Consider the following 24,833-nt stretch of genomic DNA (forward strand, 5'->3'; position numbering starts at 1 on the left):
TCACAAAAAGCAATATTATTTAAGCGTTTGCTTAATACTGCTGTTGATAGCCTTAAAAACTTCACTGTTTTGATGAGGCACACAGTCCTGTACCCAATACCACCAAAAATAACCGCCCACGTAGTTCTTTACATATTTAGGCATCGAATAATAGTGCTTAGCTCTTTGCACTTTACTCTGTACAGAGTACTTCTTATAATCGTTATTGCCACACTCCCCTATGCCCAATTTAACATTCGGGAAAATAGACTCTAAATTGTTAAATACCTCTTGCCAATTAGGCTGGTAATTGTCGTTATCATCTTCGTAATAGCTTACTAACACGTAATCCAACTGCTTTTTCATATCTTCGGGGATATATCTTTTTAGCCAATCCTCCATCGTCACCTTTTGGTCACCTGGTTTAAAATAGTAGCTCACAAGCACTGTTTTCGCATTTTTACTGCGGATAAACTTATAAGCACCATAAGCCTTATCGGCAATAAACTGAGGGTTGTCACCCATCCAACCTTCTCCGTTAATTTCATTGCCCACTTCCCAAAAATCCGTATATGCCGAGAGTTCTTTATACGAATCTTGAAATCTCTTTACATAACTATCCACAGTTTTGTAACCCTTCATATCTTCTGAATCGGCAGGTGTTGCCATCACATAAGCTACTTGATGAACAGCCGAAAAAAGCGGTTTGTAATTAGCTATCGCTGTACCTTTGGACATCACAATGCGCACCGTAGGCTTTACAGGCATCGCCTTGATAGCACTCACAATCTGCTGAACAGTAACTTTGGTTTTATCCCAACTATCATCTATAGTAATACCATACAAATAGGCATTCGTAGGGGTATTAGGTTTGGGGTTATCAGGCTTGGGTTTGTCTGGAATTGGCTTATCAGGGGTAGGTTTATTAGGGTCTGGTTGGGGAACTTCGTCATTGTTTTTATGGCAAGCTATAAAAACGATTGCCATACATAAGTATAATATTCTTTTCATTTGATAAATAATTTAATTTTGAAAGTGCAAAGGTACTATTTTTATTGCAAACTGCTTCAAAAAATCATCTGAAAAATCAAAATCTACCCTTTCCCCCTCAGCTTTCGCATTTACCCCATTCTTTCTTCGCTTTAGTGTTATGAACTTTACCAAAATTTGAAGCTTTGGCAAACTTGAAGCCTTCCACTAACCTTCTTTTTATCTCTATTTCAACTCTAACTTACCTTCGCTGATTGTTCGTCTTTCGTTCGTTCATTGTTCGTTCATTGTTCGTCTTTTGTTCGTCTTTTGTTTATCTGCCCGTGCGGCTCGCACCGTCTTTTGTTCGTCTTTTCTTCGTTCATTGTTCGTCTTTCCTATAAGCTCTCCATATCTACATTATTTCATTCTCTCGCCCCCATTTGCTAATTCTCAAATTTGCTAATTTGCTAATTACACCTGCCTGTGCGGCTCGCACCGTCTTTTGTTCGTCTTTTCATTATCTGCCTGTCGTGCTACGACTGCCCGTGCGGCTCGCACTGCCTATCGTACTACGACCTCGCATCGGTTTTTTTTTAAAGCTTGTCCCCCTTCGGGGGTTCGGGGGCTTTCGCCACACTGTCACTCGTCATTGATTTGGTATTTTTGGCAAAGTTGAAAGCTCCCAATAGTCTCTTTCTTATCTCCATTATATCCTTATTTTGAATTTGTTTTTTGTTCATTCTTAAACCACTATAGACCCACTATAGACCCACTATAGACCCACTGTAGACCCACTATAGACCCACTATAGACCCACTATAGACCCACTATAGACCCACTATAGACCCACTGTAGACCCACTGTAGACCCACTGTAGACCCACTCTTTATTCATCTATCCTATAAGCTTTGTATAAGCACCCACCTAATTAACCATTAACCACTAATCATTAATCACTAATAAAAAAACCTCCAAAAAGCTATTCGCTTTTTGGAGGTATTCTTATTTTATCGTACTTTTTACTGATAAAACAGTTTATTTGATAGGCGTTTTAGGCAAGGTAACTTCTCCTGGGTCTTTCCAAAGCCCATCTTTGATAGCTCTTTTTTTAGCCGCTTCAGCACGTTTCTCGCTATCAGGGTGTGAACTCATCATCTTTTGGAATTTACTTTGGGTTGCTCCACCTGAAAGCAAAGCCAATTTCTTAAATGCTGTATAAACAGCCACCACATTATAACCGTGTTTCTTCATAAAATTGTAAGAATATTCATCGGCTTGTGATTCTTGTTTTTTGCTGTGTTTAGCATCAAGGATAGCATTAGCCATCTCACCCAATTCAGTGTCGCTTAGTTTTCTTACAACCCCCGAAGCCGAGCTTGCAGCATCTTGTGCAGCAGCACGCATATAAGCAGATTTGATAGCATCTTTAGTGTCCTCATTCTTCACGTGACCTATTTCGTGACCGATAACTGCCAATAATTCATCATCAGTCATCAAATCCATCAACGATGAAAACACACGCACACTCCCATCAGCACAAGCAAACGCATTGATATCGGTTACCAGATACACTTTGTAATTGAGCTTCAAACCGTCCTCATTTTGGTGTTTCCCAAACACACGATTCAAGCGTTTAGTATACGGACTGTTTTTGCCTGCTACCGGATTATGAGCATCCATCCAGTCCACTGATTCCTTTGAAAGCCTTTTAGCATCTTCATTAGTAAATGATAAAGCTTGTGCTCCTTTTGTAACAGCACTTGCGGCTTTCCCTAAATTGATTTTTTGAGCTTGTCCCATAGAAAATAGCCCTATAGACATTGCAATTAAGATAAAATTTTTCATTTGAAATTCTTTTAATAATAATGGCGCAAATTTATGCTTTTCTATGGTTAAAACAAAATATTTTTATATTTTTCTTTCGTATTAATATTTTTTTTCGTACCTTTGCCCGCAGTGTAGAAGACTACCTTTTTTCCTAACAAGAAGAAATGTAATAGTTTCTATTACTACCGAAGTATTTAATACAAAACAAGAGGAGATTTTATGAACGATAACTTTTCACCAAGAGTTAAAAGGATATTCACATATAGCAAAGAAGAAGCCATTCGCTTAGGGCAATCTACGGTAGGCACTGAGCACTTTGTGTTAGCCATATTGCAAGAAGGTGAAGGTAGTGCAATCGATTTAATGCACAGTTTAAATATCGATATGGAAAGACTGCGCCAAAACATCCACACGCTCACTTCTGCACGTGGTCTCAACCCTCCTAACTTCAATGCCGTTCATTTCACCGTACAAGCCGAAAGAGCAATGCAGGCTACTTACTTAGAAGCAAAACGCTCCCAGAATGATATGATTAATACAGCTCATCTATTACTAAGCATTTTGCGTAACGAAAACGACCCTACTACTAAAGTTTTCAACAAGCTAGGCGTAAATTATGAAGTAGCAAGAGATAAATTCCAACCCATACGCGACGATAATTATCAAGTCTCATCACCCACCGATGAAGTTGATGAATACGACCGAGACTATAGTTTACCTCACGAAAACAAATCGGGTTACAAAGGTCAGCAACCCAATCAAGGGGGGCAATATGGGCAAAGAAAACTTACTGTGTTAGATAACTTTGGTAGAGATTTAACTGCTTTAGCCGAACAAGGTAGTTTAGACCCCGTAGTAGGTCGCGAGAAGGAAATAGAACGCGTATCCCAAATATTGAGTCGCCGTAAGAAGAATAACCCAATACTCATCGGTGAACCTGGTGTTGGTAAAAGTGCCATCGCCGAAGGATTAGCTTTGCGCATTATTCAGAAAAAAGTGGCACGAGTATTGTATAACAAACGTGTCGTAACACTCGATTTAGCTTCCTTAGTGGCTGGAACTAAATATCGCGGACAGTTTGAAGAACGCCTTAAAGCCATAATGAGTGAACTCGAAAAGAATAAAGATATCATTCTTTTTATTGATGAAATTCACACCTTAGTGGGAGCTGGTGGTGCCTCAGGTAGCTTAGATGCCTCTAATATGTTTAAACCTGCCTTAGCACGTGGTGAAATACAATGTATTGGAGCTACTACCTTAGATGAATATCGCCAATCTATTGAAAAAGATGGCGCCTTAGAACGCCGTTTCCAAAAAGTAATCATCGAACCAACAAGTGTAGATGAAACCATACAAATCCTTCGCAATATAAAAGGAAAATACGAAGAACATCACAACGTAACCTATACCGATGAGGCTATCGAGGCTTGTGTAAAGCTCACCAATCGTTATCTTACCGACCGTTATTTGCCCGATAAAGCTCTTGATGCCTTAGACGAAGCTGGTGCAAGAATACATATTATGCAAGTAAAAGTTCCACAATATATCGTGGAATTGGAAGAACGTTTAGAACAAGCTACTCAAGCCAAAAACAGAGCTGTTTCACGTCAGCAGTTTGAAGAAGCTGCCCGTTTGCGCGATAACGAGAAAATTATCGAAAATTCATTAGTCGAAATGAATAAGAAATGGGACGAAGAATCTAAACAACACCGTGATGTAGTAACCGCCGACCATATTGCCGATGTAGTCTCAATGATGAGCGGCGTACCTGTAAACAGAATTGCTCAAACTGAAATGAGCAAACTCTCAGGGTTATCCGAGATAATGAAATCTAAAATCATTGGTCAAGATGAAGCGGTAGAAAAGGTAGTGAAATCTATCAAACGCAATCGCACAGGCTTAAAAGACCCGAATAAACCTATAGGCTCTTTCATCTTTTTAGGACAAACAGGAGTTGGGAAAACACAACTCGCTAAAGTGCTTGCCAAAGAACTTTTCGATTCAGAAGAAACAATGGTACGCATTGATATGAGTGAGTATATGGAGAAGTTTTCAGTTTCTCGTCTCATAGGAGCTCCTCCAGGGTATGTAGGTTATGAAGAAGGCGGTCAGCTCACCGAGAAAATACGTCGCAAACCTTATTCTGTGGTGCTTTTAGATGAGATAGAAAAAGCACACCCTGATGTTTTCAATATGCTTTTACAAGTGCTTGACGATGGTTTTTTAACTGATAGTTTAGGACGAAAGATTGATTTTAGAAATACTATCATCATTATGACCTCTAATATAGGAGCTCGTCAAGTAAAAGATTTTGGGCAAGGTGTTGGTTTTGGCACTTCAGCAAGAATAGCCCAATCCGAAGCTAATGAGAAATCTATTGTCGAAAATGCTTTGAAAAAGGTATTTGCTCCTGAGTTTCTAAACCGTATTGACGATGTGATTACTTTCAATCCTCTTAGTAAAGAAGATATCTTTAAAATTATCGATATTGAGCTTTCTAAACTATACTCACGTATCAACGATTTAGGCTATGGAGTACAACTCAGCCAAAAAGCAAAAGAATTCATTGCAGATAAAGGCTATGACAAACAATATGGTGCTCGACCTTTGAAACGCGCTATTCAGAAATATGTAGAAGACATATTAGCCGAAGAAATAGTATCTAACCAAGTGCACGAAGGCGATAGCATTCACTTTGATTTAGATGAGAAAGGAGAAAACCTCATAATAACGCAAAAAGAACTTATTTAATAACATCAACCTTTTGAACTTTTAGGCGTTCCCTCAAAGTTCAGAATTTAAACGCTCAAATTACTATGTACGTATTAAGAATTTTAGGTTTATTTACACTACTACTCAGCTTATCTTCCTTTTCAGAGGCAGTAAAGAATACCGAAAAGAGTGTAGTTGTAAATACAGCTACCACAAAGGCTGTGGAAAATAAGAGTAAGCCTAAAAAGAAAACATTTTCTCCTCCTAAGAAAGGGAGAAAAGCTACTACTAGAGTGGCTACAACAACTAAAAAACGTCATAAGTTACCTCCTAAACGCAGTGTAGCTCATCATTCTGCCAAAAAGTCTGTAAAAAAAGCTCCTGTTAAGAGAGCTTTAGCTATAACTGATAAAAAGAAAAAGCCTGTAAAAGCAGATATAGCTGTTGCTAAGAGTAAGAGATATGCTCCTAAAAAACACACCGGTAATAAAGCCCTAAAACAATACGCTGAGAATACTCTCGCAGACACTGAATTGGAAGACGACTTAGAAGACGAAGAACTATTTGAGGAACCTGAAAGCTATGAAACTACCGATATAGCGCTTACTGCACTCTCTAAAAGTAAAGCAGATACCAAACAACAGAAAGTATTATTAGATACAGCTTTCTCATATTTAGGAACTCCTTACAGACACGGAGGTGTTACCCGTAATGGTATGGATTGTTCTGGTTTTGTAAGTACTACTTTCAAATCTATTTCAGTACCATTATCTCGCTCCTCACAAGAAATGGCTACACAAGGAACTAAAATTGACTTGGAAGATGTAAAAGTAGGCGATTTACTTTTCTTCAGAACAACTAGGAAAAGCAGAATATCACACGTAGGTATGGTAGTAGATATAGATGGAGATATTAAATTCATACACTCTTCCTCTAAAAGAGGAGTTGTGATTTCTTCATTAAGTGATGAATATTACAAGAAAACATTTCGTATGGCAAAACGTGTAATGTGAGATTTGTAAATACTCCCATATTAACTATCTTATTAGGACTCATAGGAGGGATTGCTATTACTGATGTAATAGCTCCCTCTTTTTTATTTGCAATAAGTAGTTGTATATGCTTACTGCTCACTTTGGCAATACATCAGTTTTTAGCTACCAAACGATATGCTCTTCGTCACGGAATTGTAATACACGTAGGCCTCACTTCTGTAGCAGTGGGTATACTGATAACTATCCTTCATACCCCCACCTATAACCCTAAGCATTACACACAAAAACTAAATGCCAATGAATATTACACTTTAGAAGCTGACATAATAGAGCAAACTTCACAAACAGATTACGGTACTACCTTTAAAGCCGAGCTCTTAACGGCTAACCATACAAGTATAGAAGGAAAAATTCTGTGCTTTTTTCCTTCTAAAACAATTACCGATGATGTGAAAACATTAGCTCCAACAGATAGATTGGTTTTTGTAGGCAAATATACTCCTATATCTCCTCCTAAAAATCCATATCAATTCAACTATAAACGGTATATGGAGCGAAAAGGTGTATATGGGCGAACAGAAGTAGTTGCTTTTTCTGTTGTTAAAAATAATACAACAGGTTTTATGGGGAGTATTGCGAGAACACACTCTCATTTAGCTATTGTAATAGACAAACATTTTAATCAAGAGTCTTCTGCTCTGTTAAAAACACTACTCTTAGGAAAACGCACTGATTTAGATAACGAAGTCTATCAACATTATGTTGATGCGGGAGCGGTGCATATCTTAGCTATTTCGGGATTACACGTAGGGATTATTACTGCTATACTCCTTTTATTACTGCAAAAGATGCCTAATTTAGGTTTTTATCGTCCACTGCGATACTTTATACTATTAGCAGGCTTATGGGCTTTTGCTTTCATAGCAGGCACCTCTCCTTCGGTATTGAGGGCTACTGTAATGTTCAGCTTTGTAGGATTGAGCACTCTTATACGTAGGAAACAAGGCAGGTTTGATGCGTTAATGCTCTCAATGTTATTTCTGTTGCTTATCAATCCTTACTATTTGTATGATGTAGGCTTTCAGCTGAGTTATGCAGCGGTATTTTCTATAATGAAATTCTACCCTGTGATGCGCAAATGGTGGCAACCTGAGAATAAATACTTACAATGGATATGGTCACTTTTTTTGGTAGGATTATCCGCTCAAATAGTAGTTTTACCTATCAGTTTATACTATTTTCACCAATTTCCCATATTGTTTTTCGTTTCTAACTTGGTTGTAGTACCTTTATTACAACCTATACTCATAGGAGGTATTATTTCTTTATGTTTGGGAAGTTTGGGAATTTTACCTTACGCAATAGTCTTTATCTTAGAAAAATTAATCGCTTTGATGAACTTTTTGGTGGCATTTATAGCTCATCAAGAAATGTTTATCATACGCAACATACCTTTTACTACTCCCCTACTTCTTTCTTCCTTATTGATGGTGTTCATACTCATTATTTTTGTACATTTTAGGAAATACAAAGTATTGGTAGCACTTCTCTTATCTGTTATTTTATTTCAAGGGGTACTTTTCTATCACAAATATAAATTAGAAACAACTGAAGAAATGCTAGTTTTCAGCAAATATAAACAGAAAGTAATCACCATTAGACAAGGTGATAAACTAAGTATCTATCAAACAGATACAATTTCTCCTGACCCTGTAGTAATGAACTATATAAAAAATAAAGGTATCAGCAATATCGAGCTTAAGAAGATACCTTATATATTGCATTTCAAACAAAAAAACTACTTGCTAATGGATAGTTTAGGGGTATACCCAAAATCCAAGCAAGTAGTTATTGATAGTGTTATTTTCTTACAAAAACCTAAAATCAATTTGGATAGAATGAAGCAAGATTTATCGCTTAGGTAGTAAGGAAAGAATAATGTACAATAAAATAATTAGCGGGATAGCGATTATCTTTAAACTTAGAAGTAAAATGACGCAAAGTGCTAAGAATATATATTTCAACGCATTATTCTTAAAAGAATAATCGCTAAACTTCAACGCAAAGAGTGCTATTTCAGCATTCAACAAGTAAGCACTCAACAAAGTAATCCCTAACAAGACCCACATATTATGCAATAAACTATCGAATAATTCAGTAGGCTGATATTGTAATATAAGAGGCAAAGAAAGAATAAACATTGTATTAGCTGGGGTAGGAAGCCCTATAAAGCCAGACGTCTGCCGTGTATCTATATTAAAATTCGCCAAACGATAGGCAGAAGCTAAAGTAATAAGAAAACCAACATAAGGCAACAACATAACAAAAGTCCCTTCAGTTTGTAATACATAGGTACTATTATTCAACAGCTGAAACATCGCAATACCAGGAACTACTCCAGAAGTAACCATATCAGCTAAGGAATCTAACTGTAAGCCCATTTCGGATTTTACGTGTAGCAAACGAGCAAAGAAACCATCAAAAAAATCGAGGAAGATGCCTATTGCCACAAACAAAGCAGCCCAATCAATCGTTCCTCTTACGGCAAAGACAATCGCTACTGTTCCGCAAAAGAGATTGGATAAAGTGATAAGATTAGGGACATACTTCTTCATTCTACTTACAATCAGCATCTAAATAATCTGGAAGGTATGAAGTATCCTTATTAGCATCACAATCAGGATAAGTTACCACGCCATATTCATTACGCACAATCTCATTTATAGAAGGTTTACCATCGTGATCGTGGTCGGCACGACGTGTAGCAATAAGTCTTACTGTAAAAATTAAAGGTGAATAAGCAGGTATTTTAGCTTGGCTGTTATTGAAATAGCCTAAACCTGAAGGAATAAAGAAAACTCCAACTCCTCCATCAGTAGGAGCATTTAGAGTACCATCGCTATTATTTGTAAGTCCTGTAGCCGATGCTCTTAGTTGAGCTACACCCTCCCTAAAACCTCTAATAGTACCTGAAGGCTTGTTGGTAACAATATTACCTATAAGATCTATCCAATTAGAAGTAGATTGTGTTGTTGTTTCATCAAATACACTTAAATCTAATAATTGTCCTTTATAATTCACATATACTGAATCAGCAATAGTAGTGGTAGTTCCTGTCCCCTCTTGCAAAATAAGATAGTAAAGCGTATGACGTACAAGAGTATTATTAGCATCATAGACATCTAATTCCAATCGTTTTAGCTTGCTATCATTGAAGATAGACGCTGTAGTACTAGAGGTTGTTGCAAAGGTAACCGTTTCAGAAATAGCAGTTGTTGCTGAAAAAGTGTAAGTATGCGTTTTCAAGAATGTTTCAATACTTTGATTATTCTCATTTCTCACCTCTGTAACATCACGTGGAGGTGTTATATTAGAGTTTTCATTTTTCTTACACGAAACAGCAAATAGTAAACCTATTGTGCTAATAGTAAATATAAATTTATTCATCATATAAAATTTCTTTATTTCTTAGTATAAGATATAATTAATTTATTATTTTTGCACTTATTATTTTTCTAAAATCACAAAAGAATGCGAATTGATAAGTACTTATGGTGTGTGCGTTACTTCAAAACACGTAATATAGCTACTGAAGCCTGCAAAAAAGGACACATCAAAGTGAATGGTGAGACTACAAAACCCTCAAGAGAAATTTACAAAAACGACCAAATAGTAGTGCGTAAGAACCAAATCAACTACCAAATAGAGGTCTTAGATATCCCTGAGAGCCGTGTGGGGGCTAAGTTAGTAGACCTTTATCGCCAAGACAACACGCCACCTGAGGCTTTTGAACAAGCCGAAATACAAAAACTTGCGCAAGACTATTATCGCGAGAAAGGTGAAGGTCGCCCTACTAAAAAAGACCGCCGTGCTATTGATAATCTCTTGAATGACTTTCAAGAAGATAATGAATTATAGCAAGGTTGGATATTTTTCAGGATTAGCTTCGTGCATTATACTGTATATCTTCTCAATAATGCTATCGGCATTAGGTTTAGAAAAGTAATCACCATCAGTAGCATACGCTGGACGATGTTCTCCTGCTGCTAAGGTTTGTGGCGCACTGTCCAAATACTGATAAGCATTTTGTTCTTCTACTATCTTCTGCAAAATATATGCCGAAGTAGCTCCAGGCATATCTTCGTCTACTACTAATAGTCGATTGGTTTTCTGTATACTCTTCACTATATCATGACGCACATCGAATGGTGCTAAGGATTGTGCATCTATAATCTCTATATCAATACCCATAGAGGCTAACTCATCGGCAACTTCACATACGATGCGCAAAGTAGAGCCATAAGATACGACTGTAATATCTTTTCCTTCACGAAGTGTTTCGACTACTCCAATAGGCGTTTTGAACTCGGTGAGATTCGTAGGCATTGGTTCTTTCAGACGGTAACCATTAAGACATTCCACCACTACCGCAGGTTGATTACCTTCTAAGAGTGTATTGTAGAATCCTGCTGCCTTCACCATATTACGAGGAGTAAGAATACAAACCCCACGAAGAGAGTGCAACAATACCCCCATAGGAGAACCAGCATGCCATATTCCTTCCAAACGATGCCCACGTGTGCGCACAATGAGCGGTGCCAACTGACGACCAAAGGTACGATAATGTAAGGTTGCTAAATCGTCACTGAGGGTCTGTAGCCCATAGAGAATATAATCTAAGTACTGAATTTCGGCAATAGGACGTAAACCACGCATAGCCAAGCCTATTCCTTGTCCTACGATAGTCGATTCACGAATACCTGTATCAGCTACTTTTATAGCTCCGTGTTTCTTTTGTAAACCTTCCAAACCTTGGTTTACATCGCCTATATTACCTACATCTTCGCCAAATATCAAAAGGTTAGGATACTTGGTAAGTAATGCATCAAAGTTCTCACGTAAGATCAGTCTTGCATCAACAAGTTTAGCATCTGGTTCATATATAGGAGCTACTTCTGCTATTTTCATAACATTATGAGTTCCTTCAGTATACAAGTGTTTGCTATACTTAGGTTCATTAGTTGCTATATAGTTAGTTATCCAAGTACGTAAGTTCGATACTTCTTTATTCTCTTTTAAGAACTGTCGCAATGCTTTACGTGCTACATTCATTATTACCTTACGAGAAAGAGTTGGAATCTGAGATAGTTCAGTAGCAAAGATAGTTTTAGGTTGTATGCTATTGAGTAATTGTAAAAGTTCCTTGCGTTCTGTTTCCATAGGTTTCATATACGCTTCCCAAGCTTTTTTCTTGCCATCACGTACACGCTTTTTAGCTGCTTCTTCTATTGTCTGCAATTCCTCTTCAGTAGCATATCCTTTCGCTAATATCCATTCACGCATTTTGGTAATACAGTCGAAATCCTTTTCCCATTGCAAACGTTCAGCACTTTTATAACGTTCGTGAGAGCCTGAGGTAGAGTGCCCTTGGGGTTGTGTAAGTTCTTTTACGTGTACCAACACAGGCACGTGCTCTTTACGAGCAATTCTAGCTGCTTTTTGATAAATATCATACAAAGTGGGATAATCCCAACCTTTAGCAACGAATATCTCAAAGCCTTTGTGGTTGGCATCTCGCTGGAAGCCTTTCATCACTTCAGAGATACTTTCTTTGGTAGTGTGGTATTCCTTAGGGACTGAAATGCCATATTCGTCGTCCCAAACCGAAATTACCATTGGCACTTGCATTACGCCCGCAGCATTAAGAGTTTCAAAAAAGTGTCCTTCACTGGTGCTTGCATTACCAATAGTACCCCAAGCTACTTCATTACCGTGATTTGAGAAGCCTTTACTTTCAGCATTCGGTAACTCACGATATACTTTAGAGGCTTGCGCTAAACCTAATAAACGAGGCATCTGCCCTGCAGTACACGATATATCGCTACTACTATTCTTTTGTTTTAATAAATCTTTCCAATTTCCCTCTTCATCTAAACTATGAGTAGCAAAGTGTCCACCCATTTGGCGTCCGGCACTGGTGGGGTCTGCTTTTATATCAGCGTGAGCATACAGTCCAGCAAAGAAATTTTCAACTGTATGTACCCCAAGAGCCATCATAAGGGTTTGGTCTCGATAATAACCACTCCGAAAGTCTCCATACTGAAAGGCTCTCGCCATTGCTACTTGGGGGACTTCTTTCCCATCACCAAAAATACCAAATTTTGCTTTACCAGTAAGCACTTCTTTCTTTCCCATCAAGCTACATTCTCTACTGAGAACAGCGATGCCATAGTCTTCTAAAACATCTTCTTTTTTCATTGGTTATATCTTAAAATAATATTTGTTTTATTTCACAATCGTTTTTGTTTTGTTATAAAAACTCGGGCAAATGTATTACTTTTTTTTAAATATACAAACATAATACAGTTTTTATTTTTACTTTTGCAATCTATAAGCTGTATTTCAGTAATGGGAAATCATTGCATATGAAGCGTATTCTTATCTCGATAAACTATTTTTTAAATTGAACAAATAGGTGTTTTGTTACTTTAAAACCTCTCACAGATTTTATTAAACCTTTCCCAAAGGAAAGAAAACCAAATTATAAATAATAAAGAAAGGTGCTTTTTGTCTCATAGACCTTATTCCTAAGAAGGAATTGTAACAACGTAAAAGCGATTGAAAAATAGTATTTTTATATCAAACTCACATTAAAATAAATATGAAAATTATTTGTATAGGTAAAAATTACCGCGAGACTATCGAAATATTTGATAAAACAACGGTTCAGCCCATAGTGGTATTTATGAAGCCTGATACGGCTATTCACAATCTTGAGATTCCTTACTACATTCCTGATTTTACAAAGGATTTACACTACGAAATAGAGTTAGTACTCAAAATCAACCAGAATGGAAAGTGCATTTCGGAAAAATTTGCACATAAGTATTACGACGAGATTGCGGTGGGCATTGACTTTACCGCTTGCGACCTGCAAGCGGAATTGAGCCAAAAAGGACTACCGTGGGAGCTAGCGAAGGCTTTTGATGGCTCAGCTATCGTAGGGAAGTTTGTCTCTAAAGAAACAATTGAGAGTTCTTCCTCTATTCAGTTTCACTTAGATAAAAATGGCTCTACTGTACAAGAGGGCAATACGACACAAATGCTTAGAAGCTTTGACGTTATCATCTCGGAGGTATCTCAGTTCTTTACCCTTCGCAAAGGCGACCTTATCTTTACGGGAACACCTAAAGGTGCAGGGAGAGTAGCAACAGGTAATGTGTTAGAAGGATTTTTAATGGGAGAGAAAGGATTTAGTTTGAAAATTAGATAATTTGGAAATTAGCAAATTTAACGATTAGCCCTAGAAGCCCCGAAGCCAGTGAATGCTTGAAGCTCGCTATCTGAAAAAGGTTGTAGCGCGACAAACAATTAAAAATCGGATTGTACAGCTTTGATGAGTTCATCGTTATTCTTGAATTTTACAAAGGCACCATTCTTGAAGTAGGAAATGTGTCCGGTTTCTTCAGAAACGACTAAGGCAGTAGCGTCTGTTTTTTCGGTGATAGAAATGGCGGCACGATGACGCAAACCATAGCGTTTAGGCAAGTTGATTTCACTTGCAACAGGCAGTATTACCCTTGTAGCTATAATATGATTACCCTTTATCACAATGGCTCCATCGTGTAGCGGACTATTCTTATAAAAGATACTTTCGATAATAGGCTCGGAGAACTCTATATTCACCTTGTCGCCAGTTTGGGTTACAAAGTCGAGAGGCATATTGTGTTCCAAAACAATAAGTGCCCCTGTATTGGTACTGGCTAACTTCTGACATACATTTATCAAACTCTCAATATTAAGCAGAATTTCCTTCTCTTTGAAGAAGTGAAAAGCACGGTGTAACTTGTTGCGCGCAGTGATATTGGTAGAACCAATGGTGAGCAAGAAGCGACGTATTTCCTGCTGGAATACAACTATCAGTGCGAAGACTCCTACCCCAATGAACTGACCTAATATACTACTAAGCAACTGCATTTGCAAAGCTTCGGTAATCTTCCATATCAAGTAGATAATCACAATACCCATAAAAATATTAATGGCTACCGTGCCTCGAATCAATCGGTAGAGGTAGTACAGGAGAGCTGCAAACAGCACTATGTCAATCGCATCGACGATTGTAAAGTCTAAAATATCGAATAGTTTCATTGTATTTTTTCAAAGAGTGTTACACATTCTTTAGCTTCTTTTACATCGTGTACCCGCAAAATGTGTGCCCCTTTCATCAGGGCTATGGTATTGACTACTGTCGTAGCATTCAGCGCACCAGCAGGGTCAGTTTCTAACAATTTGTACAACATCGACTTGCGGGAAAAACCTACCAATAGCGGACAACCAAAGCTATGGAATAGCTCTAAGTGCTTCAACACTTCGTAATTCTGGTCTAAGGTTTTAGAGAAACCAAAGCCTACATCTACTATAAAATCGTTAATCCCCGCTTGCAAAGCTAAAGCTTTGCGCTCAGAAAAATAGTAGCGCATATCACTGATGATATCCTTATAATCAGTGTGCTGTTGCATTGTTTGGGGTGTACCTACGAGGTGCATCGCAATATAAGGCACCTGAAATTGCGCTACTGTAGCCAACATCTGCTCATCTAAGAGTCCGGCAGAAATATCATTGATAATACAAGCCCCTTCTAAGAGCGATTGGCGTGCTACCTCACTGCGGAAAGTATCTACCGAGATACGTATCTCGGGGAAATGTTGCACCAAAGAGCGCACTACGGGCACTACCCTACTGAGTTCTTCGGTTTGTGAGACTTCGGGTGCATTGGGGCGGGTGCTATAACCACCCACATCAATAAAATCTGCGCCCTGAGCGAGCATTGTTTCTGCGCGTTGTAAGAGTGTTTTTTCGGTTACACGACTTCCTTCGTAGAAAGAGTCGGGGGTATGATTAAGGATTCCCATCACTCGCGGGGTATCCATAGAGAGAAGCTCTCCTTTACAGTTTATTGTCATTAATTATTAGTTATTAGTCGTTAGATTAGCAGTCGGCCATATTTACAGCTACCGCTAAGCCCCCTTCTGAGGTTTCTTTGTATTTAGAGTTCATATCTTTGGCAGTTTGCCACATAGTATTGATAACCTTGTCTAAGGGCACTTTCGCATTCTTAGGGTCGGTTTCGATAGCCAATTCGGCAGCGTTAATTGCTTTGATTGCCCCCATAGCATTGCGCTCGATACAAGGGATTTGCACCAATCCGCCAATAGGGTCGCAAGTAAGCCCCAAGTGGTGTTCCATTGCTATTTCGGCAGCGATGAGTACCTGCTCCGGAGAACCACCCAAGAGTTCGCAGAGCGCACCTGCCGCCATTGCGGAAGATACACCTATTTCGGCTTGACAACCGCCCATAGCTGCTGAGATGGTTGCTCCTTTTTTGAAGAGACTGCCTATTTCGCCCGCTACCAATAGGAATTGCTGAATCTGCTCCTCGGTAGCTTGTTGGTTTTCGATGGTTATGTAGTAGAGTAGCACGGCGGGAATCACCCCTGCACTACCATTGGTAGGTGCCGTAACTACACGCCCCAACGAAGCATTCACTTCATTAACTGCCAGCGAAAAACAACTTACCCATTTAAGGATTTCGCGAAACTTGATATTCGTTTTCTTGATAGAGTTCAGCCAATTCTCTGGACTATCGTAGGTTACTACCCCTATGAGGTTCTTGTGGATATCATAAGCACGACGGCGCACGTGTAAACCGCCAGGGAGTACACCCTCGGTATGACAACCTATATAAGTACATTCCAACATAGTATGCCATATACGCATCAGTTCGCTATGGATTTGCTCCTCAGTACGCAAGGCTTTTTCGTTTTCATAGACGATTTCGGATATTTTCTTTCCTTCTTGGCAACAATAGCTAATGAGCTGCTCAGCTTTATCAATAGGAAAAGGGAAATTTCGCTGAGTATCTTCCTTGGCTGTTGCTTGTTCTCCTTCTTTTACTATAAAACCACCTCCTACTGAGTAGAAAGTAGAAGCATAACTGAACCCCTCGCCTTCAGCTGTAAAAGTAAGACCATTGGGGTGAAAAGGCAAAAAATCTCTATTGAAAATAATGTCTTCCTTAGGATTGAAGCTAATGATGCTCTCATTGCCCAAATAGAGCTCTTGATTATTAGTAATAGCCGTAATAATCACATCTAAACTCTCGATAGGCACATACTCAGGGTCGGCACCACTGAGACCTAACATTACTGCCAAATCGGTAGCGTGACCTTTGCCTGTGAGAGAGAGTGAGCCGTATAAATCTACGTGCACTTTGGTTGTGCGGGTTAGGAGGTGCTTCTCTCTCAATTCTTTGAGGAAAGCCTCAGCAGCACGCCAAGGACCTAAAGTGTGAGAGCTGGAAGGACCTACCCCTATTTTTAGCATATCGAATACACTTATCTGCTCCATTTTTTCGTTATAAGACTTTATAAGAATGCAAAAATAGAGAGAAATTAGCAAATTAGCAAATTTGAAAATTAGCATATTAGATAAAACACACTAAATTAGTGAAGTAAAAGAAGTATAGCTTGGCTGTAGAAATTGAACAAAAATGATTAATAAAATTTCCTCTAAACCTCTAACGAAGAATCAGTGGACAGAATATCTACTTACAAGGAGAGGGAGTATAGTAACGGAAAAAGTAAGACGAACAGAATATCCTCTCCCCAATCACATACTCTCCTATTCGGAGACTTCTCCCAAGGAGAGGGAGTGTAGTAACGGAAAAAGTAAGACGAACAATGAACGGTGCGAGCCACACGGGCAGATAAACAAATAACGAAGAAAAGACGAAGAAAAGACGAACAAATGACGAACAAATGACGAACAAAAGACGAACAAAAGACGGTGCGAGCCACACGGGCAGATAAACAAATAACGAAGAAAAGACGAAGAAAAGACGAACAAATGACGAACAAATGACGAACAAAAGACGAACAAAAGACGGTGCGAGCCACACGGGCAGATAAACAAATAACGAAGAAAAGACGAAGAAAAGACGAACAAATGACGAACAAATGACGAACAAAAGACGAACAAAAGACGGTGCGAGCCACACGGGCAGATAAACAAATAACGAAGAAAAGACGAACAAATGACGAAGGAAGAGTGGTGCTAAAGCAAAGGGAAGTTAAAGCTAAGAGAGAGTTAAAAAAGAGTATATTGGTGGATTTCAACTTTGGTAAAGTGCAAGATGAAAATCCGCAGACCAATTCTGATAGACTACAAAAACAAAGAACAAAATAATTATTTCAGAATTTATTGCTAATTGTTAATTATTTCGTATCTTTGCACTCAGAAAACATAATTGCTAAAACACGAATGAAAATAGCTAAAAAAATACTGAAATGGGGAGGTATAACCCTATTGCTCCTCATCATCGCAATGATTGCTATTCCTTTTTTCTTTAAAGATACTATCAAGGAAAAGGTTATTGAGATGGCAAATGAAAACTTAAAGGCGAACATCGGATTGCAAGATGTTGATATTAGTCTGTTTAAGAACTTTCCTAAGGCACGCGTTACCCTCAACGATTTTGTTTTGGTAAACAAAGAGCCTTTCGTAGGTGATACACTTTTTGCTGCTAAACACATAGATGTAACGCTTAGCATCAAAGATTTATTAGCGGGCAACTACAATTTGTTAGGAGCTAATGTGAAAGATGCTTCGGTGTATATACACCTTAACAAGGAGGGAGAAGGCAACTATGATATCGCTATTCCTTCGGATAAACCTGAGGAAGAGTCTGCACCTATAAAACTAGATATTCAGCGGTACAATGTAGAAAATCTGAAATTTACTTTCAAAATGGACGACGGCAACCTCTTTATGGAAGTAGCCGATATTTACCACAGCGGGAAAGGAAACTTTGCCGAAGAGGTATTGGACTTAGACACTCAGACGAAAGCCAACCTAACTTTTGCAATGGGTAAGAGCACTTTTATGAAGCGAGTGCCTATCACCTTGCAGGCTATTTTGGGCATCGACCTCAAAAATCAGAAATATACTTTCAAGCAAAACAAAGCTACTGTAAATCGTTTGGATTTGGTATTCGATGGTTTTATTCAGTTATTGGAGGAAGGACAACATTACGACCTTACTTTTAGCACCCCTACCAATTCATTTCAAAACTTTTTAGCGCTCATTCCCGAAGAGTACTCTAAAAGCATTGAGAATGTAAAAACCACAGGAAATCTGACCCTGAAAGGGTTTGCCAAAGGTGATATGGTAGGTGATAAAATCCCTACTTTCGGACTTGAAATGTATGCAGACAATGCTTCTTTTAAATATCCGAACCTGCCTAAAACGGTGCGTGACATCACTATCGACCTAAAAGTAAACAACGCTACGGGTATTACCAACGATACCAAAGTGAACCTCAACAAATTTACGATGAGCATAGACCAAGACCATTTTTCGGCTCGTGCCAATGTGAGCAATGTGGTAGTAAACCCGTTTGTGGATATGGCAGTAAAAGGGACTATTAACTTGGCAAACTTATCGCAAGCATACCCTATTTCGTTAAACAAGAAGTTGGCAGGAATCTTACGTGCTGATATAGCGACACAATTGGATATGAAATCGGTAGAGGCTAAGAATTATCAAAAAATTAAAGCGCAAGGTAATTTGTCGCTTTCTCAGTTTGTATATGCAGGTGAGGAGTTTGTAAAACCTTTCCATATTGATAACTTAAACGTAGCCTTTAATCCGTCGCACATAGGGCTTTCAAAATTTGATGCTCGCACAGGTGATAGCGACTTACACCTTACTGGAACGATAGATAATCTGTACGGTTTTGCTTTCAGAAAAGAAATACTCAAAGGAAACTTTAATCTATCTTCGAACAAGTTAGTAGTAAACGATTTTATGCAACCCGCAACAGAATCGTCTGCTCCTGCGAAACAAGAAACCAAAGAAGCACCTAAAGCTAATAAGACCTCTACAAAAGAAGCGGCTATAAAAGTACCTGCTTTCTTAGATTGTGCGCTTACTGCAAAAGCCAATACGGTGTTATACGACAATTTGAAATTGAGTAATGTATCGGGTAAACTGATTATAAAAGACCAAAAAGTAACCTTAGAGAACTTAAAATCAGATATTTTTGGAGGAAATATAGCTCTTACAGGAGATGTATCGACCAAAGAAAAAGTACCTACCTTTGACGTAGACTTGAACCTCAACCGCCTTAACATATCCGATGCTTTTACGCAAATTACTATGCTCGAAAAGATAGCGCCTATTGCTAAAGCTGTACAAGGGAAAGTGAATACGGTTATCAACGTAAAAGGTAATTTGAAAAACGATTTAACTCCTCAAATTAACAGTATCTCGGGCGACCTATTCGCAGCACTTATCGACTCTAAGATTGACAGCCACGGTTCTCCCCTACTCTCAGCTTTAGACAGCCAATTTACAGGTTTAAATTTAGCCAATCTCAACCTAAAAGATGTGAAAGCAGCGGTTGATTTTGAAGATGGAAAAGTAAAAATCAAGCCTTTTACTATCAAATATAAAGATGTAGCCATAGAGGTAGCAGGTTCTCACGGATTTGACCAACAGATGAATTACAAGCTCACCTTTAATGTACCGCCTCAAATGTTGGGTAAAGAAGCAGAAGGTTTGTTAGCAAAACTGACTCCTGAAAACCAGAAAAAGATAAACAACTTGCCTGTGGTAGCAACCGTAGGTGGAACTTTCAAAAAACCACAAGTAAGCACCGATGCTAAAGCCGTAGTAAAAAATTTGGCTACCCAAATAGCTAAAAACCAAATTAACAACCTTACCGCTAAAGGCACTGACGCACTACAAAAGGCTTTAGGAGGTAAAACAAGTTCGGGTACAGCAAGCGAAATAACTAAAACCGTGGGAGGACTGATGAAGAACAAAGACAGCACAATGACTAAAGTGAAAGAGAAAGCCAAAGAAGAGGCTAAAAAAGAAGCCAAAAAACAAATAGGCAATTTCCTCAGAGGTTTGGGTAAAAAAGAAGGAGAAGAATAAGAATAAAATTAATTAAATATATATGTATAAAGTAGTACTTTTACGCCACGGGCAAAGTGAATGGAACAAGCTCAACTTATTCACAGGGTGGCAAGATGTAGATTTAACAGAGCAAGGCGTACAAGAAGCACGTGAAGCAGGACGCGTAATGAAAGAAGAAGGCTTCAAATTTGATGTTGCCTATACTTCAGTGCTCAAAAGAGCTATCAAAACCTTGAACAATGCTTTGGAGGCAATGGGCGACCTTTGGGTGCCTACACACAAAAGCTGGAGACTCAATGAAAAGAGTTACGGGGCGCTACAAGGTTTGAACAAAGCTGAAACTGCTGCTAAATACGGTGAAGACCAAGTACTTTTGTGGAGACGCTCTTACGATGTTCGCCCTCCACTTATTGAAGAATCAGACGAACGTCACCCCTCACACGACCGTCGTTACGCTTCACTTACCAAAGAAGAAAAAACAGCAGGCGAAAGTTTGAAAGATTGTTATGACCGTATGTTGCCTATATGGTTTAACGAAATTGCGCCAGACATTAAAGCAGGCAAGAGTGTGATTATCGCAGCACACGGTAACAGCTTGCGTTCTTTGGTACAATACCTCGACGGGCTTTCAAAAGAAGAAATCTTAAAGCTCAATATCCCAACGGGAGTACCTTTGGTATATGAACTCGATGCTAATTTGAAACCTATCAAACATTATTATTTAGGCGACCAAGAAGCTATTGCAGCCGCTATCAACAGCGTGGCGAATCAAGGTAAATCAAAATAAAATTTGCTTGATATATTGATAGAAGAAGGAGGTTATTTATTGCAGATAACCTCCTTTATTCCTTTAAAAATGAAACTTTAACGTCACGCTTTTTGTATATTCGAGTAAAATAATTACCTTTGCACCAATTTTAAGCAGAACATATATTAATGAAATTTATATACATTCTTCTTTTTTCACTATGCAGTAGTACTTTTAGTCTGTTTTATGGACAGAAGAACCCTGTGTTTAAAGTAGTTTTAGATGCGGGTCACGGAGGTAAAGACCCCGGTAAAGTAGTACAGAAAAACATCTTTGAGAAAGATGTGGTGCTGAAAATAGTATTATTAGTAGGCAAAAAGTTAGAGGCTTACCCTGATATAAAGGTGATTTACACTCGCAAAACCGATGTGCTAATTGACCTTTATGAGCGTGGAGCTATTGCCAACAGGAACAAAGCCGATGTATTCGTTTCAGTACACTGCAACGCTCACGAAACACAAGTAGACGGTGCGGAAACATATGTATTAGGGCTACACGCCAACCAGCAGAACTTTGAGGTTGCCAAAGCCGAAAACTCGGTAATCTACTTGGAAGATGATTACAAAAAGAAATACGCTAAGTACAATATCAACTCACCTGAATCGGTAATAGGGCTATCTATTATGCAAGAAGAGTTCTTGGAGCAGAGCATTCAGCTAGCTAAGTTAGTGCAAAACCAACTCACAGGAGTGATGAAACGCACTAACAGAGGCGTGCGCCAAGCGGGATTCATCGTCTTGCACCAAACCTATATGCCCAGTATTCTTATAGAAACAGCATTCCTTACTAACAACGAGGAACGCAAATTCCTCACCTCGGCTAAGGGGCAAGAAGAGTTTGCAGAGAACATTGCTGAGGCGATACTCGCTTACAAGAAATGGATAGAAGACAAAAGTTCTTATACTACCCCTGACGACAGTATTTCACAAGTAAGAGAAAAAAGTAATACCCCAAGACAAAGTACAAGTAATAGCACTATCAACAACAGCGATTTGAGCTATAAAGTACAGATATCATCAAGCCCTAAAAATTTAGAAACAAAGGCTTTTAACTTCAAAGGACTCTCGCCTATATCGGTTGAAAAAGATGGGCGTGTATATGTGTATTACTATGGTGATACTTCGAAGCACAGAGAAGCCCTTGAGCTACTGAACAAAGCAAAAAAAAAAGGGTATAAAGATGCTTATATCGTAGCTTTTTACCAAAAGAAACGCATTACAGTAGAAAGAGCTAAACAAATAGAAAAGTAAACTTATTCAAATAGAAACTGATGAAACTATCCAGAGAAATAAAAACAGCTATTATAGTTGTGGCGGGTATTGCCGCTTTTTATATAGGCTTTAACTTCTTGAAGTCTAAATCATTATTTAATAAAACGAATACTTATTACGCTTATTTTCCTCATTCAGGAGGGTTAAAAACAGGTACACAAATCACTGTAAATGGGGTGAAAGTAGGGAGTGTGGAAGCAGTGGACTTAGAAGAGAAAAGTGCCAAGATAAAAATCACGATGGAGTGTTCAGACGATTTTAAGTTCTCTAAGAATAGTGTAGCCGAGCTTTACAACAGTTTGCTTGGAGGTGCAGGACTGCAAATTATTCCCGCCTTCGATAATGCTCCTATAGCCGTATCGGGAGATGTATTAGAAGCACGTGTACAAGAAGATATGCTCGCCTCTATCTCTTCGTCAATCAAACCTACACAAGACAAACTCAATCGCCTTTTAGGACAAGCCGATACCACTCTTACAGGAGTGAACAGTGTTTTAGATGCTAAAACTACTAACAATTTAAAAATTGCCATTGCCGAACTGAGCGCGACAATGCACAACCTAAATCAGGCATCAGTAAACCTCAATAAGATGTTGGTAGCTAATCAAGCCAATTTGAATGCTACTTTAAGTAATGCTAATAAAATCACTACTGATCTATCAAAAGTATCAGGACAGCTTTCGGAAGCTGAACTCAATAAAGTAATTGCCAATGCACAAACAACTCTTAACAACCTCAATACTCTTTTGGCTGAAGTAGAAGGAGGCAAGGGTACTATTGGAAAATTACTAAAAGACGAAACGCTCTATAAAGATTTAGACAAATCGGCTAAACAGCTCGAATTGCTCTTGCAAGACCTTCGTTTAAATCCTAAGCGTTATCTTCATTTCTCCGTTTTTGGTAAAAAAGCTAAAACATACGAGCCTCAAGACGAAGAAAAAGGAGAATAAACTGTTTTGATGAGCTTCTTTCCTAACATAGTATTTATAATACTTCTCTGTATAGGAGGAGGCTTTTTTATTTATAATATACGGAAACTCATTAGGAATATCCGTTTAGGCAAGCTGGAAGACACTTCTGGCAACCGCAAAGAGCGACTCAAAAATATGTTGTGGCTCGCTTTAGGGCAACGAAAAATGTTGGTGCGCCCCATAGTGGGTGTTTTGCATATTATTGTATATGCAGGTTTCTTGATTATCAACATCGAACTTTTAGAGATTATTACTGACGGTATCATAGGAACCCACCGCATATTTGCCTTCTTAGGGGTGTTTTACAACTTCTTGATAGCTTCTTTTGAGGTATTAGCTCTCTTAGTGATTGTAGCAGTAACCGTATTTTGGATAAGGAGAAACGTACTAAAACTACCACGCTTTCGCAAGGCAGAAATCAGAGGGTGGGCAAAAAAAGATGCAAGCAATATCCTTTATGCCGAAATGGCAATGATGAGTCTTTTCCTACTGATGAACGCTGCCGATGGTCAGCTACAAACATTACACGTAACCCACTATGTGCAAGCAGGTTCTTTTCCTGTGAGCGAATGGTTACGCCCCTTGTTAGGAAACGCTTCGGTAAGCACTCTTATAGTTGTAGAACGCAGTTGTTGGTGGTTACACATTACTGGGGTTTTATGCTTTTTAAACTACTTATATTACTCCAAACATCTACACATACTGTTAGCTTTCCCTAATACGTACTACGCACCTATTCGTCCGTTAGGAGCTTCTAAGGTAAACCCAGCGGTAACACAAGAGGTGAAACTAATGTTAGACCCCAATGCCGACCCTTTTGCAACACCACAAGACACAGCCCCTCCTGATAAGTTTGGAGCTTCGGACGTGACCGACCTCACTTGGTTACAGCTGATGAACGCCTATACTTGTACCGAGTGCGGGCGTTGTACCGATGAATGTCCGGCGAACCTCACCGGTAAAAAGCTTTCTCCTCGCGCGATTATGATGAAAACACGTGACCGCTTAGAAGAGGTAGGGCGCAATATCGACAAACACGGTACTTTTGAACCCGATGGCAAACAACTTTTAGGCGACTACATTACTCCTGAAGAACTATGGGCTTGTACCACTTGCAATGCTTGTGTGGAGGTCTGCCCTGTGAGCATCAGTCCGTTATCTATTATTATGGATATGAGGCAGTATTTGGTAATGGAAGAATCGGCAGCCCCTACCGAACTCAATGTGATGATGACTAATATAGAGAACAACGGAGCCCCTTGGGCGTATAGCCAAGCAGATAGAAACATCACAAATTAATTTTAATTTATTATCTAAA

Annotated in this window: 18 protein-coding genes; 10 read left to right on the forward strand and 8 right to left on the reverse strand. The window is 38.8% G+C overall.

All coding sequences use genetic code 11. The features are described 5' to 3' along the window. Positions 1 to 15 precede the first annotated feature (15 nt). Together COCH_RS10610 and COCH_RS10615 are read right to left on the reverse strand one after the other, a co-directional pair. Positions 16 to 966 carry a membrane protein gene (locus tag COCH_RS10610; RefSeq protein ID WP_015783067.1) on the reverse strand — a complete coding sequence of 317 codons (951 nt, stop codon included), beginning with the start codon at positions 964 to 966 and terminating at the stop codon, positions 16 to 18. A gap of 1,020 nt (positions 967 to 1,986) precedes the next feature. Beyond that, on the reverse strand, positions 1,987 to 2,796 hold the full coding sequence (locus tag COCH_RS10615) for a M48 family metallopeptidase (protein ID WP_009410124.1): 810 nt from the start codon (positions 2,794 to 2,796) through the stop codon (positions 1,987 to 1,989). Between the two features lie 201 nt (positions 2,797 to 2,997). Between COCH_RS10615 and COCH_RS10620 the strand changes: the two genes are divergently transcribed. The 3 genes from COCH_RS10620 (at position 2,998) to COCH_RS10630 (ending at position 8,410) form a co-directional block, all read left to right on the forward strand. After that, positions 2,998 to 5,529 (forward strand): ATP-dependent Clp protease ATP-binding subunit, encoded by a 2,532-nt coding sequence (locus COCH_RS10620; RefSeq protein WP_015783069.1) that lies wholly within the window; start codon positions 2,998 to 3,000, stop codon positions 5,527 to 5,529. A 65-nt stretch (positions 5,530 to 5,594) separates the two neighbouring features. Then, the gene (locus COCH_RS10625) at positions 5,595 to 6,503 is read left to right on the forward strand and encodes a C40 family peptidase (RefSeq protein WP_015783070.1); all 909 of its coding nucleotides are present in this window, start codon (positions 5,595 to 5,597) and stop codon (positions 6,501 to 6,503) included. Beyond that, positions 6,500 to 8,410 carry a ComEC/Rec2 family competence protein gene (locus COCH_RS10630; RefSeq protein WP_015783071.1) on the forward strand — a complete coding sequence of 637 codons (1,911 nt, stop codon included), beginning with the start codon at positions 6,500 to 6,502 and terminating at the stop codon, positions 8,408 to 8,410. Before COCH_RS10625 ends, COCH_RS10630 begins: the two co-directional genes overlap by 4 nt. Here COCH_RS10630 and COCH_RS10635 read toward each other — a convergent pair. Together COCH_RS10635 and COCH_RS10640 are read right to left on the reverse strand one after the other, a co-directional pair. Further along, positions 8,396 to 9,100: a CDP-alcohol phosphatidyltransferase family protein gene (locus COCH_RS10635; RefSeq protein ID WP_041546856.1), complete on the reverse strand. Its 705-nt coding sequence runs from the start codon at positions 9,098 to 9,100 to the stop codon at positions 8,396 to 8,398. The genes COCH_RS10630 and COCH_RS10635 overlap by 15 nt on opposite strands. Position 9,101: 1 nt before the next feature. Then, positions 9,102 to 9,935: an FKBP-type peptidyl-prolyl cis-trans isomerase gene (locus COCH_RS10640; RefSeq protein WP_015783073.1), complete on the reverse strand. Its 834-nt coding sequence runs from the start codon at positions 9,933 to 9,935 to the stop codon at positions 9,102 to 9,104. 81 nt (positions 9,936 to 10,016) lie between these two features. On the opposite strand from COCH_RS10640, the gene COCH_RS10645 reads away from it, so the two are divergent. Continuing rightward, the gene (locus tag COCH_RS10645) at positions 10,017 to 10,403 is read left to right on the forward strand and encodes an RNA-binding S4 domain-containing protein (RefSeq protein ID WP_015783074.1); all 387 of its coding nucleotides are present in this window, start codon (positions 10,017 to 10,019) and stop codon (positions 10,401 to 10,403) included. Here COCH_RS10645 and COCH_RS10650 read toward each other — a convergent pair. Next, positions 10,398 to 12,743: an alpha-ketoacid dehydrogenase subunit alpha/beta gene (locus COCH_RS10650; protein WP_015783075.1), complete on the reverse strand. Its 2,346-nt coding sequence runs from the start codon at positions 12,741 to 12,743 to the stop codon at positions 10,398 to 10,400. The two genes, COCH_RS10645 and COCH_RS10650, sit on opposite strands and share 6 nt — an antisense overlap. Positions 12,744 to 13,146: 403 nt before the next feature. Between COCH_RS10650 and COCH_RS10655 the strand changes: the two genes are divergently transcribed. Next, positions 13,147 to 13,758 (forward strand): fumarylacetoacetate hydrolase family protein, encoded by a 612-nt coding sequence (locus COCH_RS10655; protein WP_015783076.1) that lies wholly within the window; start codon positions 13,147 to 13,149, stop codon positions 13,756 to 13,758. A 98-nt stretch (positions 13,759 to 13,856) separates the two neighbouring features. Here COCH_RS10655 and COCH_RS10660 read toward each other — a convergent pair whose 3' ends face one another. From COCH_RS10660 to COCH_RS10670, 3 genes are read right to left on the reverse strand one after another with little or no spacing between them, the layout of a single operon-like run. Next, entirely contained in the window at positions 13,857 to 14,633 is a 777-nt protein-coding gene (locus COCH_RS10660) for a diadenylate cyclase (RefSeq protein ID WP_002672484.1), read from the reverse strand. After that, complete coding sequence (gene folP, locus COCH_RS10665) at positions 14,630 to 15,448, reverse strand: dihydropteroate synthase (RefSeq protein WP_015783077.1); 819 nt, start codon at positions 15,446 to 15,448, stop codon at positions 14,630 to 14,632. The genes COCH_RS10660 and folP overlap by 4 nt, the downstream gene beginning before the upstream one ends. A gap of 25 nt (positions 15,449 to 15,473) precedes the next feature. Then, positions 15,474 to 16,892 (reverse strand): L-serine ammonia-lyase, encoded by a 1,419-nt coding sequence (locus tag COCH_RS10670; RefSeq protein WP_015783078.1) that lies wholly within the window; start codon positions 16,890 to 16,892, stop codon positions 15,474 to 15,476. A 912-nt stretch (positions 16,893 to 17,804) separates the two neighbouring features. Here COCH_RS10670 and COCH_RS10675 point away from each other — a divergent pair. From COCH_RS10675 to COCH_RS10695, 5 genes are all read left to right on the forward strand, one after another. After that, positions 17,805 to 20,483: an AsmA family protein gene (locus COCH_RS10675; protein WP_015783079.1), complete on the forward strand. Its 2,679-nt coding sequence runs from the start codon at positions 17,805 to 17,807 to the stop codon at positions 20,481 to 20,483. Between the two features lie 22 nt (positions 20,484 to 20,505). Further along, positions 20,506 to 21,252 (forward strand): 2,3-diphosphoglycerate-dependent phosphoglycerate mutase, encoded by a 747-nt coding sequence (gpmA, locus tag COCH_RS10680; RefSeq protein WP_002672496.1) that lies wholly within the window; start codon positions 20,506 to 20,508, stop codon positions 21,250 to 21,252. Positions 21,253 to 21,401: 149 nt separating this feature from the next. Further along, on the forward strand, positions 21,402 to 22,523 hold the full coding sequence (locus COCH_RS10685; RefSeq protein ID WP_009411845.1) for an N-acetylmuramoyl-L-alanine amidase family protein: 1,122 nt from the start codon (positions 21,402 to 21,404) through the stop codon (positions 22,521 to 22,523). 20 nt (positions 22,524 to 22,543) lie between these two features. Beyond that, a complete protein-coding gene (locus COCH_RS10690) occupies positions 22,544 to 23,494 on the forward strand; it encodes an MlaD family protein (protein WP_009411846.1) in 951 nt (316 codons plus the stop codon). Between the two features lie 9 nt (positions 23,495 to 23,503). Further along, on the forward strand, positions 23,504 to 24,814 hold the full coding sequence (locus tag COCH_RS10695) for a (Fe-S)-binding protein (protein ID WP_015783080.1): 1,311 nt from the start codon (positions 23,504 to 23,506) through the stop codon (positions 24,812 to 24,814). The last annotated feature ends 19 nt before the right edge of the window (positions 24,815 to 24,833 follow it).

Origin of the sequence: Capnocytophaga ochracea DSM 7271 (assembly GCF_000023285.1) — a bacterium.
In the GTDB taxonomy this organism is placed as follows: Bacteria; Bacteroidota; Bacteroidia; order Flavobacteriales; family Flavobacteriaceae; genus Capnocytophaga; species Capnocytophaga ochracea.